General features: G+C 62.7%; 11 protein-coding genes. 3 read left to right on the top strand and 8 right to left on the bottom strand.

The genetic code is table 11. The features are described from left to right. Window positions 1-39 precede the first annotated feature (39 nt). The 6 genes from uvrY to ACB034_RS00915 form a co-directional block, all read right to left on the bottom strand. Window positions 40-684 (bottom strand): UvrY/SirA/GacA family response regulator transcription factor, encoded by a 645-nt coding sequence (gene uvrY / locus ACB034_RS00940; protein WP_026457117.1) that lies wholly within the window; start codon window positions 682-684, stop codon window positions 40-42. 211 nt (window positions 685-895) lie between these two features. Continuing rightward, on the bottom strand, window positions 896-1,657 hold the full coding sequence (gene kdsB / locus ACB034_RS00935; RefSeq protein WP_371171840.1) for a 3-deoxy-manno-octulosonate cytidylyltransferase: 762 nt from the start codon (window positions 1,655-1,657) through the stop codon (window positions 896-898). After that, complete coding sequence (locus ACB034_RS00930) at window positions 1,654-1,842, bottom strand: Trm112 family protein (protein WP_026457119.1); 189 nt, start codon at window positions 1,840-1,842, stop codon at window positions 1,654-1,656. The genes kdsB and ACB034_RS00930 overlap by 4 nt, the downstream gene beginning before the upstream one ends. 128 nt (window positions 1,843-1,970) lie before the next feature. Further along, on the bottom strand, window positions 1,971-2,975 hold the full coding sequence (lpxK, locus tag ACB034_RS00925; RefSeq protein WP_042069845.1) for a tetraacyldisaccharide 4'-kinase: 1,005 nt from the start codon (window positions 2,973-2,975) through the stop codon (window positions 1,971-1,973). Beyond that, entirely contained in the window at window positions 2,972-4,741 is a 1,770-nt protein-coding gene (msbA, locus tag ACB034_RS00920) for a lipid A ABC transporter ATP-binding protein/permease MsbA (RefSeq protein ID WP_042028667.1), read from the bottom strand. The genes lpxK and msbA overlap by 4 nt, the downstream gene beginning before the upstream one ends. Window positions 4,742-4,844: 103 nt before the next feature. Beyond that, on the bottom strand, window positions 4,845-7,046 hold the full coding sequence (locus tag ACB034_RS00915; RefSeq protein ID WP_371171839.1) for a DNA internalization-related competence protein ComEC/Rec2: 2,202 nt from the start codon (window positions 7,044-7,046) through the stop codon (window positions 4,845-4,847). Between the two features lie 27 nt (window positions 7,047-7,073). Between ACB034_RS00915 and ACB034_RS00910 the strand changes: the two genes are divergently transcribed. The 3 genes from ACB034_RS00910 (at window position 7,074) to ACB034_RS00900 (ending at window position 9,715) form a co-directional block, all read left to right on the top strand. Next, window positions 7,074-7,592 carry a DUF2062 domain-containing protein gene (locus ACB034_RS00910; RefSeq protein WP_026457808.1) on the top strand — a complete coding sequence of 173 codons (519 nt, stop codon included), beginning with the start codon at window positions 7,074-7,076 and terminating at the stop codon, window positions 7,590-7,592. Continuing rightward, window positions 7,586-8,080 (top strand): DUF2062 domain-containing protein, encoded by a 495-nt coding sequence (locus ACB034_RS00905; RefSeq protein ID WP_042069848.1) that lies wholly within the window; start codon window positions 7,586-7,588, stop codon window positions 8,078-8,080. Before ACB034_RS00910 ends, ACB034_RS00905 begins: the two co-directional genes overlap by 7 nt. Before the next feature lie 126 nt (window positions 8,081-8,206). Next, window positions 8,207-9,715, top strand: a complete 1,509-nt coding sequence (locus tag ACB034_RS00900) for a helicase HerA-like domain-containing protein (RefSeq protein ID WP_371171838.1) — start codon at window positions 8,207-8,209, stop codon at window positions 9,713-9,715. Between the two features lie 86 nt (window positions 9,716-9,801). Here ACB034_RS00900 and ACB034_RS00895 read toward each other — a convergent pair whose 3' ends face one another. Together ACB034_RS00895 and ACB034_RS00890 are read right to left on the bottom strand one after the other, a co-directional pair. Further along, window positions 9,802-10,992: an amino acid aminotransferase gene (locus ACB034_RS00895; RefSeq protein ID WP_371171837.1), complete on the bottom strand. Its 1,191-nt coding sequence runs from the start codon at window positions 10,990-10,992 to the stop codon at window positions 9,802-9,804. Window positions 10,993-11,136: 144 nt separating this feature from the next. After that, window positions 11,137-12,078 (bottom strand): hypothetical protein, encoded by a 942-nt coding sequence (locus tag ACB034_RS00890; RefSeq protein WP_371171836.1) that lies wholly within the window; start codon window positions 12,076-12,078, stop codon window positions 11,137-11,139. Window positions 12,079-12,101: the final 23 nt, after the last annotated feature.

Raw genomic sequence — 12,101 nt, 5'->3', positions numbered from 1 at the left:
AGGCGGCACACGCCGCCTTTGTGACCACACATGACCCGGTTACAGGGTATCGGCATCCAGCATGCCGTAGCGAATGGCCAGATGGGTCAGCTCCACATCGCCATTGATGCCCAGCTTGCTGAACAGCCGGTAGCGGTAGCTGTTGACCGTCTTCGGGCTCAGATTCAGCTGTTCGGAGATATCGGTCACCTTCTGCCCCTTGGTGATCATCATCATGATCTGCAGCTCCCGCTCAGAGAGGGACTTGAAGGGGTTCTCGTCCGCCGAGGCAAACTGGCTGAGGGCCATCTGCTGGGCGATCTCCGGGGAGATGTAGCGCTGGCCCGAGTGCACCAGCCGGATCGCCTGGATCATCTCGTCAGGTGCGGCCCCCTTGGTCAGATAACCGGCGGCCCCCGCCTGCATCACCTTGGTGGGGAACGGATTTTCTGAATGAATGGTCAGCACTATGATGCGCACATCGGGGCGGATCCGCAGGATCTTGCGGGTCGCCTCCAGGCCGCCAATACCCGGCATGTTCATGTCCATCAGGATCACATCCGGATGGTGCTGACGACAAAATGCCACCGCGGTTTCCCCGCTCTGTGCCTCGCCCACCACCTTGATCCCGCGTACATCTTCCAGAATGCGTCTTATCCCTGTACGCACCAGCTCATGATCATCGACCAGGAATACATTTATCACCCAAACACCCCGTTCTTATCTCGTTATTGCCGCCCGGTTAGGGTTAACAGGGCGTCTTGCATCATAACCAAACTCGTCGCTTTGGCAAACTACGCAGGCCAAAAGTTTGAGAATGTGCATTAATGGCGTTTTAAATCAAATAATTATATAAATAATCAAAACAAAAAACGGTGTCTCGCGACACCGTTTTTCCATTTTGCTGGCAATGCATTCAGCTGGCCAGGAAAGCACGCACCTTCTCCAGATCCGCCGGGGTATCCACCCCGACCGGCGGCGCCTCGAGGGCCTGGGCGACGTGGATCTTCTCGCCGTACCAGAGCACCCGCAGCTGCTCCAGCGCTTCTACCTGCTCCAGTGCACTCGGCGCCCAGTCCACATAACGCTGGATGAAACCGGCGCGATAGGCGTAGATGCCGATGTGGCGCTGATAGTGCGGGCCAATCTGCTCGTGGCTTTGGGCAAAACGGTCCCGATCCCAGGGAATGCTGGCCCGGCTGAAGTAGAGGGCGTAGCCATCCTTGTCGGTGACCACCTTGACCGCATTGGGGTTGAATGCCTCCTCCGCATCCTGGATGGGCACGGAGAGGGTCGCCATCGGCGCCGTCGCAGCGGCCAGGTTATCAGCCACCTGACGGATGATGGTGGGCGGGATGAGCGGCTCATCCCCCTGAACGTTGACGATGATGGTATCGGCAGCAAAACCGTAGTGACGGCACACCTCGGCGAGGCGCTCGGTACCGGACTGATGATCCGGTGATGTCATGCACACTTCGGCGCCCATGCCTGCCGCGACAGGTGCCAGCGCCTGTGCCACCCGCTCGTCATCGGTGGCGACGATCACCCGCTCGGCGCCGGATTGCAGCGCCTTCTCCACCACATGTTGCACCATGGGCTTGCCATGGATATCCGCCAGCGGCTTGCCCGGCAAGCGGGTCGAGGCGTAGCGGGCAGGGATCACTACCACGAAGCTCATGATGGCAGCTCGTCGCTGTTGAGGGGACGGGCGCGGTTTTCCAGCAGCACGGGGATCCCCTCCTCCAGCGGATAAGCCAGCTTGTCGAAGCGACAGACCAGCTCATGGACAGCCTTGTTGTATTGCAGTTTCCCCTTGCAGACAGGGCAAGCGATGATGTCGAGCAATTTGATATCCAATGCCAAAACGATACTCCTTCAACAATGTCGAGCAGATAGGCCCGGCAAACAATGTGTCGAGCAAGCGCCTTGCCCGGCAAGGGAAGATGCCGGACAAGGTGATAATCCCTTCAGGGGCAGAGCAAGCCTGCCGTTTATTCTCTGGCGCCGGCAGCAGCGACAGTGGCCGACTTGGCCTGAGCCAGCTTTTGCAACAAGGTGTCCAGCAAGGAGGCGGGCAGTTGGGCGCTGACTGGCAGATACCACCAGTTGTCCCGGGCAAACGGGCGGCACTTGACCGCATCTTTTTCCGTCATCAACAGGGGGCGTTGGCCAAAACGGGCGACAAGTTCATCGCGATCAAACGGATGGTGATCCGCATAGCCGACGCTTTGCTGCAGCTCATAGCCAAGCCCGGTCAGGGTCGCAAAGAAACGGGGAGGATGGCCGATCCCCGCAAGGGCATCCACGGCGCGCGGCAGAGGGTCGGCAAGCGGGGCATCGTCGCACACCCGTCTCGGCCCATCGGCGATCAGGCTCATGGGATACTCCCCTTTGGCCGGCTCGCCACCATTGCAGATGATGGCATCCACACGCTTCAAGCGAGTCACCGGTTCGCGCAGCGGCCCCATGGGCAGCAGGCAGCGATTGCCAAATCGGCGCGCGCCATCCACCACCACCAGCTCGATGTCGCGGGCCAGCGCATAGTGCTGCAGGCCATCGTCGGTGATGATGATGTCCACCTCGCCGCTTTGCTCGAGCAGCCTGACCGCATCGGCCCGCTTGGGGGCCACCACCACGGGGCAGCCGCAGCGCCGGGCAATCAGGACAGGCTCATCGCCAGCCTGCGCCGTGGTGCTGGCAGCATCAAGCCGGTAGGGGTAATGGGGCGCCTTGCCGCCATAACCGCGACTCACCACCCCTGGCTTGTAACCGCGCGCCTGCAACTGTTCCACCAGCCAGATCACCACCGGGGTCTTGCCGTTGCCCCCCACAGAGATATTGCCCACCACGATGACGGGAACGCCGGCCCGATAGGCCTTGCGCCAGCCACGTCGGTAGGCGTAGCGGCGGGCACCGCTGATGATGGCAAACAGCAGGGCAAAAGGAGCCAGCCACCAGCGCCAACCGCTTTTGCCATACCAGAGTTGCTCCATCACTCCTTGTGACCCGCAGCCTGGTTGCCAAACTGGATGGCGCGCAGCTGGGCATAGGTGCCTTGCTGGGCCATCAGGGCATCGTGGTTGCCGCGCTCGACGATATGACCCTCGTCGATCACCAGGATCTCGTCCGCCTTCTCGATGGTGGAGAGGCGGTGGGCGATCACCAGGGAAGTACGCGCCTTGCATAGCTCGTCGATGGCGGCCTGGATATGGCGCTCGGATTCGGTATCCAGCGCCGAGGTCGCTTCGTCCAGCAGCAATACCGGAGCATCGCGCAACAGGGCGCGGGCGATGGCGATACGCTGACGCTGGCCGCCGGAGAGGGACGCACCGTTCTCACCGACCACAGTGTCGTAACCTTGCGGCATCTTGCTGACAAACTCGTCGGCGTGAGCGATGCGGGCCGCCTGGCGGATCTCGTCGCTGCTGTAGCGGTCCTCCGCCGCGTAGGCGATGTTGTTGGCCACCGAATCGTTGAACAGGTGGACATGCTGGGAGACCAGGGCGTACTGCTTGCGCAGCTCGCTCAGTTGGTACTCGCGGATGTTGATGCCGTCCAGCAGGATCTCCCCCTGCTCGATGTCATAGAAGCGGGTCAGCAGGCTGGCAATGGTGCTCTTGCCGGAGCCGGAGCGCCCCACCAGGGCCACGGATTTACCCGCCTCCACCTTGAAGCTGACGTTGTGCAGCGCCGGAGTGTCCTTGGTCGGATAGGTAAAGGTGACGTTGCGAAACTCGATTTCGCCGCGGGCACGCTCCAGAGTACGGGTGCCGGTATCCTGCTCCGGCTCGGTATCGAGCAGGCCAAACAGGCTGTGGCAGGCGGTGATGGCGCGCTGGAACTGGTTGTTGACGTCGGTCAGGCTTTTCAGCGGCTTGAGCAGCATCATCATGGAGGTGATCATGACGGTAAAGGTACCGGCAGTCAGCTCGCTGCGCACGCTGTCGATAGTCGCCACATAGAGGAAGGCGGCCAGGGCGATGGAGGCAACCATCTGGACGATGGGGCTGCCGATGGCATCCGCCGCCACCATCTTCATGGTCTGCTGGCGCATGTTGTTGCTGACCTGGAAGAAGCGTTTCTCCTCTACCTTCTGGCCACCGAACATCAGCACCTCTTTATGCCCCTTGAGCATCTGCTCGGTGGAGGTGGTGATGTCTCCGACCGCCTGCTGGATATGGCGGCTGATCTTGCGAAAACGACGGCTGATGAGGCCGATGATGATGCCCACCAGCGGCCCCACCACCAGGAAGATCACCGACAGCTGCCAGGAGTGATAGAACATCAGGCCGAGCAGGCCAATGACGGTCGCCCCTTCCCGCACCAGGGTCACCAAGGTGGTACTCGCGGCCGAGGAGACCTGGCTCGCATCATAGGTCACTTTGGAGAGCAGATGACCGGTGTTCTGCCGGTCGAAGAAGCTCATCGGCATCGCCACCATGTGGTTGAACACCTGCTGCTGCAGTCGCATTACTACGTGGTTGCCGACCCAGGCCATGCAGTAGTTGGAGAGAAAGTTGGCGAGACCGCGCAGGGCGACGATGCCGAGCACGAAGAAGGGCATCCATTTCAGCACGGTGGCATCGTTGCCATTGATCCCCTGATCGATAAGCGGCTTGATGGAGTAGACGAAGGTGGTATCGACCGCGGCATAACCCAGCATGCCGATGATGCCGCCAATGAGGCCCAGCTTGCGATCTCGAACATAGCCGAGCAGGCGTTTGAATACTGGCCAGCTCTCTTGTGAGGTTTCTTGTTGCATGAATAGCCGTTAGTAATGGAAATGACGGGCTATTCTAGCCAAAGCTTGGGCTTCCACCAAGCATCCCCATCTCGATAAAGGGCCTGGCACGATAAAAAGCGGATCAGGGCGCAGGCCAGAGCCCGGGTCGCCACCAGGCGCCATCACGCCGATACCAAGGGCCCCGGCTGCGCTCGGCACTGACCATCAAGCCTTCTCCCTCAGGCTGGATCAGGATGGCACCATGCAGCCCCGTAACCCACTGGCGGGCGGCCCGATAGCGCGCCACCACTTCGGGGCGGGGAAACCTCCATTGGTTCATGAAGCCTGCGCTGTGCACGACGTAGCGAGGAGCGACCACCGCGACAAAGGGCGGCGTGGAAGAGGTGCGGCTGCCATGGTGCGGACTCACCAGCAGGGTGCTGGCAAGCCCCTCCCCTTCCAGCGCTACCAGCCGCTGCTCAGCCTGGCGTTCGATGTCCGCGCTCAGCAGCACGCTGGTGTGCCCGTCGCGGATACGCACCACGCAGCCATCGTTGTTGCGCCCGCCCCCGGGATGTTCGGGCCAGAGCACAGAGAAATCGAGCCCCTGCCAGCGCCACTGCTGCCCCCGCTGGCAAAGCGACGTTCGTTCGTCGAACCGATGGGAAGAGAGCTCGCCACGTACCATCAGGGTGGTGAGCAATCGCTGGCGGTTGCCGGCATGATCCCTGTCCTTGTGGCTGAGGATAAGGCGATCGATGACCCGGATCCCGAGCCGGCTCAGCTGGGGCAGGATCACCGCGTCCGCCATGTTGTAACCGCCCGGGTAGCGATCGCCGGTGTCATAGAGGATGGCCCGATCCCCCTTGCTGATCAGCACCGCCAACCCCTGTCCCACGTCCAGCACCCTCAGCTGCCAGCGCGCCTCGGTGGGCCAGAGTGCAAGCGCCATGGCCAGTACGCCAGGCAACCAGAGCCAGCGGGCCGGTGGCCATCGCCAACCCGCCCAGAGCAAGAGCAGCAGAGAGCACAGGGGCAACCACCAGTGGGGCAGCGGCCACCACAGTTGCAACCGGGCCGCCAGCCAGGCCAGCAGACTCAGCACCCACTCGAGCCCAAGATCCGCCAGCCAGAACAGCCCGTAAGCCAATGGGGCAGCAAGCGGCGCAAGCAGCACCCCGATCAGGGCCAGCGGTATGATGGCGATGCAAAAGAGCGGCACCGCCAGCAGGTTGATCACCATGGCCAGCGGCGCTATGCCCTCGAACAGCGCCAACTGCAGGGGTAACAGACCGAGCAGCAACCAAAGCTGGATCTGCCAAAGCCCGGGGCGGGCATGGCAATAGCCGACCAGCAGCAAGATGGCCACCGCCAGAAACGAGAGCCAGAACCCCGCCGAGTAGAGGGCGAAGGGATCCCACAATACCAGCACCACAAAGGCCCACAACCAGATGCGATAGGCGGGCCACTCCCGCCGGCACCAACGTAGCAGACTCCACACCAGCACCATGATGAGTGCCCGCTCGGTTGCCACAGCAAAGCCCGCCAGCCAGCTGTAAGTCGCCGCAAACAGCAATGACGTGAGGATGGCGCCACGCAGCCCGAACAGGCGGCCAAGCCACCAGCCCAGCACGGCCACCAGGGCAATGTGCTGACCCGAGATGGCGATGATGTGAGTGATGCCGCTGCCGCGAAACAGGGTCCACTGCTCATCCGTAATCCCGCCTTGCTCGCCAAAGGTGAGCGCCGCCAGCAGGGGGCCATGGGTGAGCGGGCGCCAGCTTGCCTCGGCCGCCGCCAGCCAGCGTTCGCGCCAACCCGGTGGCACCGGCTGAATGTCGATGATCCGGCGCAAGTTGCCGGTGGCGGTGATCCCCTTGCCCAGCAGCAGGCGACGACCGTCCATCCCCGCCTCGTTGGCAAGCCCGTGTGCCGGTTTGAGGGAGCTGACCAGGGTCAGCCGGCTGCCTGTTGTCAACGCAGGCAGCGCCTGGTAGGCATTGACTCTCACCAGAGGCGCGGGCCAGAGCGATTGGCCGTCGAGTTGTTCCACCTGCAGCTGCAGGCGCACAAATTTATCGCCCTCGGGCTCTGCACTTTTCAGCTGTGCGGTTATGATGTGGCTCGCCTGATCTCCCAGCAGGTTCAGCCAGGCCAGTCGATACGACAGATTGGCCTGCATCCAGAGGATGCCGAACAGGAGAAACAGCAGCCGCCAGGCTCGATAATATGCAAGGGGAAGCAGCAGGGACAGCAAGAGTCCCCCCCATGCGAGTGAAGGTAACCATGGCCAGAGCAGTGAGGAGCTTGCCCCCAGGGCAAACGACAACAGACGCAGATCCATGGAGCAAGTATTTAGCAAGGTTACGATATGCCCAAACGACTCATACAGCGCTGGATGCCCGATCAGCAAAGCCTGAAAGAACACAAGCACTTGCGCCTGTTTGGCAAGCTGCTGCTCGATGCCAACCTCTGGCATCTCAATCGGCGCTCCGCCGCGGGGGCCTTTGCGGTGGGCCTCTTCATGGCCTGGGTGCCCCTCCCCTGCCAGATGCTGCTGGCCGCCGGGGGCGCCATCCTGTTTCGGGTCAACCTGCCCCTCTCGGTGGCGCTGGTCTGGCTCTCCAATCCCATTACCATGCCGCCACTGTTTTATGGCGCCTACCTGACCGGCTGCCAATTGCTGGGTCAGCACGCCCAACCCATCGACATCGAATTCACCTGGGCCTGGCTGGTCTCGGTCTTTGAAACCGTGGCCCCGCCGCTGCTGCTGGGCTCCCTGGTGCTGGCACTGCTGAGCTCCCTGATTGGTTATGCCCTGATCCGCACCTTCTGGCGGATCAGCACGGTGCGCCAGTGGCAAAAACGCAAGGTGGCGCGAGCATGCTGAGCGGCTGGCTTGAACGCCTCAAGATAAACCCGGACACCCTGCGCCAGCAGAAGTGGTTTGCCCTGTTTGGTGAGCGCCTGCTCAACCCGGCGCTATGGCAGACCCAGCCCCGGGCCCTCGCCGGCGCCGTGGCCGCAGGCATCTTTGCCTGCTGGTTTCCCATCCCCATGCATTCGCTGATCGCCGTCGCGCTGGCACTGGCCTTTCGCCTCAATCTGCCGCTGGCCCTGCTGGCAGTCTGGTTCAACAATCCGTTGACCCTGCCCTTCATGTATCTTTACGCCTATCGCACCGGCTGTCTGGTGCTAAGCCAGCCGCCGGAGCCCTTCCACCTCACCTGGACACTTCACTGGCTGGAGCAGGAGGCTGCCACCCTGGTCCCTCCCTTCCTGCTCGGCAGCCTGCTGCTGGCCATCATCACCGCCCTGCTCGGGGGCCTGCTGACCCTGCTGGCACTGCAACTGAAACAAAAGTTGGCTCAGCGCTAGCACAAACCGCCGTTATTCCGTGCCGAAGACGGGTCGCCATGGCCCGTCTTGCCTTCATCTGACTCTCCCGCCACACTCCTTGTAAGCCGTTGTTTCCTGCACACAATCCGAAACAAGGAGGCCACCATGGCCGACCCGCTGATCCTGGCCTATGCCGATGGCAAGCCCCTCACCCTGCTGCCCGCCATGGCCAATCGCCACGGTCTCATCACGGGGGCAACCGGCACCGGCAAGACGGTCACCCTGCAAGTGCTGGCGGAGGGCTTCTCCCGCCTCGGGGTACCGGTGTTTCTCGCCGATGTAAAGGGGGATTTGAGCGGCCTTGGCGCCGCCGGTACTGGCTCGGCCAAGCTGGATGCCAGGCTGACGCAACTCGGCATTCCAGCCCCCAACTTTGCCGCGAGCCCGACCCTGTTCTGGGATCTCTTTGCCGAGCAGGGACACCCGGTGCGGGCCACCATCTCCGACATGGGGCCTTTGCTGCTCTCCCGCCTGCTCGGTCTCAACGATACCCAGAGCGGGGTGCTGGAGCTGGTGTTCAAGGTGGCAGACGACGAGGGGCTGTTGCTGCTGGATCTCAAGGACTTGCGAGCCATGGTTCAGTTTGCCGGGGAGAATGCCAAATCCCTCACTACTCGTTACGGCAACGTCTCCACCGCCTCCATCGGGGCCATTTTGCGCAACCTGCTCACCCTGGAGAGCGCCGGTGGCGATCATTTCTTCGGCGAACCCATGCTGGACATTCAGGATCTGCTGCAGACCAACGAAGCGGGTCACAGTCATATCAATGTGCTGGCGGCGGGCAAGCTGACCCACTCCAGCCGCCTCTATGCCTGCTTCCTGCTCTGGCTGCTCTCGGAGCTGTTCGAGCAGTTGCCGGAAGTGGGCGATCCGGACAAGCCGGTGCTGGTCTTTTTCTTCGATGAGGCTCACCTCTTGTTCAACGATGCCCCCAGGGCGCTGCTGGAGAAGATCGAGCTGGTGGTGCGGCTCATCCGCTCCAAAGGGGTGGGCGTCTACTTCGTCACCCAGAGTCCGGCCGACATTCCCGACAGCGTGCTGGGGCAACTTGGCAACCGGGTGCAGCACGCCCTGCGCGCCTTTACCCCGAGCGATCAGAAGGCGGTGCGGATCGCCGCCAACACCCTGCGCGCCAACCCGGCCTTCGATGCGGCCGGCGTCATCACCGAACTCGGGGTCGGCGAGGCACTCATCTCCCTGCTCGACGAGAAGGGGCGCCCCGGGGTGGTGGAGCGCGCTTTTATTGCCCCGCCTGCCAGCCGGATCGGGCCCCTGAGCGAGGCAGAGCGACAGAACCTGATCCATGGCTCATTGCTGCATGGCCGCTACGAGACGCCGGAGGATCGCGAATCCGCCTTCGAGCGTCTCAACGGGGACAAGGTGACAACCACAAGCGAGCAAGGCAGCGAGCCGTCATCCAGCGGGGAAGGCGGGCTGCTCGATGCCCTGAACGAGATGTTGTTTGGCCGCACCGGCCCCCGTGGTGGCCAGCATGACGGCGTGGTACAGACCGCCGCCAAGAGCGTGGCCCGCACCATAGGCAACGAAGTGGGGCGCCAACTGGTACGCGGGGTGCTCGGCTCCCTGCTGGGAGGCAGCAAACGGCGACGCTGACGCAGCCAAAAGCGACGGATACAAAAAAGCCCGCCGGGTCTCCCCGGCGGGCTTTTGCCTGGTCTGGCGCCATCACGACTAACTTGTCACAGCACCTTGGCGATGGCATCGCACAGGGGATCGATGTTGGCGCGGGTGATCCCGGCCACGCTGATCCGGCCGGAACCGACGATGTAGATGGCAAACTCGCTCTTGAGGCGCTCAACCTGATCCTTGCTGAGGCCGGAGAAGGAGAACATGCCATTCTGCTCACGAATGAAACCGAAGTCCTGGTTCACGCCACGGGCAGCCAGTTTTTCCACCAGCAGCTCGCGCATCTCGCGAATGCGCACCCGCATGGCGGCCACTTCTTCCACCCACTCGGCATAGAGGGCCGGATCGCTCACCACAGCGGTGACCACGGCCGCACCGTGTGACGGCGGGTTGGAGTAGTTGGCACGAATGACGGTCTTGACCTGGGTGAAGGCCACCTCGGCGATCTCCTTGGTCGCGCTGACCAGGGTGAAAGCGCCAACCCGCTCGTTGTAGAGGCCGAAGTTTTTGGAGAAAGAGCTCGCCACCAGCAGCTCGTCGTGGCACTGGGCGAAGATGCGCAGACCCTCGGCATCCTCTTCGATACCGCGGGCAAAACCCTGATAGGCAAAGTCAAACAGCGGCAGCCAGCCGGCGGCGGCACTCTGTTTGGCCAGGGCGCGCCACTGATCAGCGGTCGGGTCGATACCGGTCGGGTTGTGGCAGCAACCGTGCAGCAACACCAGATCGCCGGCTTGCGCCTCGGCCAGCGACGCCTGCATGGCGGCAAAATCCAGTCCCTTGGTCGCTGCATCGTAGTACTTGTACCACTTGACGGTCAGGCCGGCGGCCTGGAACACGCTGACGTGGTTGGCCCAGGTGGGATCGGAGATCCAGACGGTCTTGGCGAGATTGTTGCGCACCACGAACTCGGCGGCGATGCGCAGGGCACCGGTACCGCCCGGTGCCTGGGCAGTCTTGGCGCGGCCACTGTTGACCAGAGGGGAGTCCTGCCCGAACAGCAGCTGCTGCACGATGCGACCGTACTCGATATTGCCTTCAATACCGAGGTAATTCTTGGTCTTCTCGTCGGTCAAGAGCTTCTGTTCGGCTCGCTTGACGCAATGAAGGATAGGGGTGGCACCGGTCTCATCCTTGTAGATCCCTACGCCCAGATTGATCTTGTGGCTGCGAGTGTCAGTGCGGAAGGCTTCGGTCAGGCCCAGGATCGGATCCGCTGGGGCGGCAACAACCTTTTCAAACATGGTATTCCCTGTATTCCGTTGATGGCTTGGATGGCAAAGCATGGTGGCAAACAAAAGCGCCCATCCTGCGAGCGCTTCGTCAGCTCTTTATATCACTGCGTTCAAGGAGGGAAAACCGCTTTTTAGCCCATCCGTGCGGCGATTTCAGCCGACGGCATGCCAGCTGGAGGCCAGTGCGCACACTTCGGCAGACAAACCACCATTGGATTCAACCAAAGCGCTACAAACTGCCAACAAAGATTTGGGCAGACGGCTCGTCTCCCAGGGCCGGCTCTCCGTCAGCGGCTGGCCATAGGCGCTCATGATGGGAGAGAGGGAAACGGGCAACCACCAGCTGGCCGGACGCCCGAGACGCTGGGCCAGCGCCTGGACCCGATCCACCCCGGCGGGGTCGAGGGCGGTGAGATGGCTCCACTGCACATTGGGCGGCAGGGCCGCCACGATTTGTTGCAGGGTCGAGTGGGCCGTGGCCGGCGCCCACACCAGCAAAGTGCCATCCGCGAGGGGAAGTTCGGCAAAAGCGCCGATGCAATCCGTGCTGATCACCCGCAAGAGCTCCCCCTCCCCCCACAGGATCTTGCCAAGCCCGGCCAGGGTGCGTTCCGGCAGGGCCACCTCCCCCAGGGTCTGCAACCAGGACGCGGCATCGAGCAGGGTACCGCCACTGAAAAACAGGCTGAAGGGGGCAGAGGCGCGTAGGCGCAGCAGCTGATCGCTGCAGAGCCGGATCCCCTTGTCCTCGAAGTCGATCTGCTCGACCGGACTGAACCCCGTCCCAGACTTGCGATATAGCGCCGCCAGCACCTGCTCGTTGACCAGCTCCCCCAGCTGCCACCCCTGGGCGTGCAGCCACTCCTCGGGAGCCGGTGGCGCCGTGGCGATCTCCGCCAGCATCAGCTCACGGGTCAGATAGCGTCGTCCCGCCGGCGTCAGCTCATAGTGGTGATTGCCTAGGGCCAGCAACAGCTGGTTGTCCCTGAGCAGGCCCACCAACGGCTGCCATTGGCGGCCCCGGATCGCCAAGGGCGAGTGTTCCAGCAGCTGCCGGGCCAGCTCCCGCCATTCGGGGTGACGAAAATCGATCACTTGCACTCCATCCCTGTGTCGCA

The organism is Aeromonas sp. S18(2024) (assembly GCF_041402525.1).
Taxonomy (GTDB): Bacteria; Pseudomonadota; Gammaproteobacteria; order Enterobacterales; family Aeromonadaceae; genus Aeromonas; species Aeromonas enteropelogenes.
The sequence above is the reverse complement of the archived record's forward strand: the minus strand, read 5'-3'. Positions and strand labels throughout refer to the sequence as shown.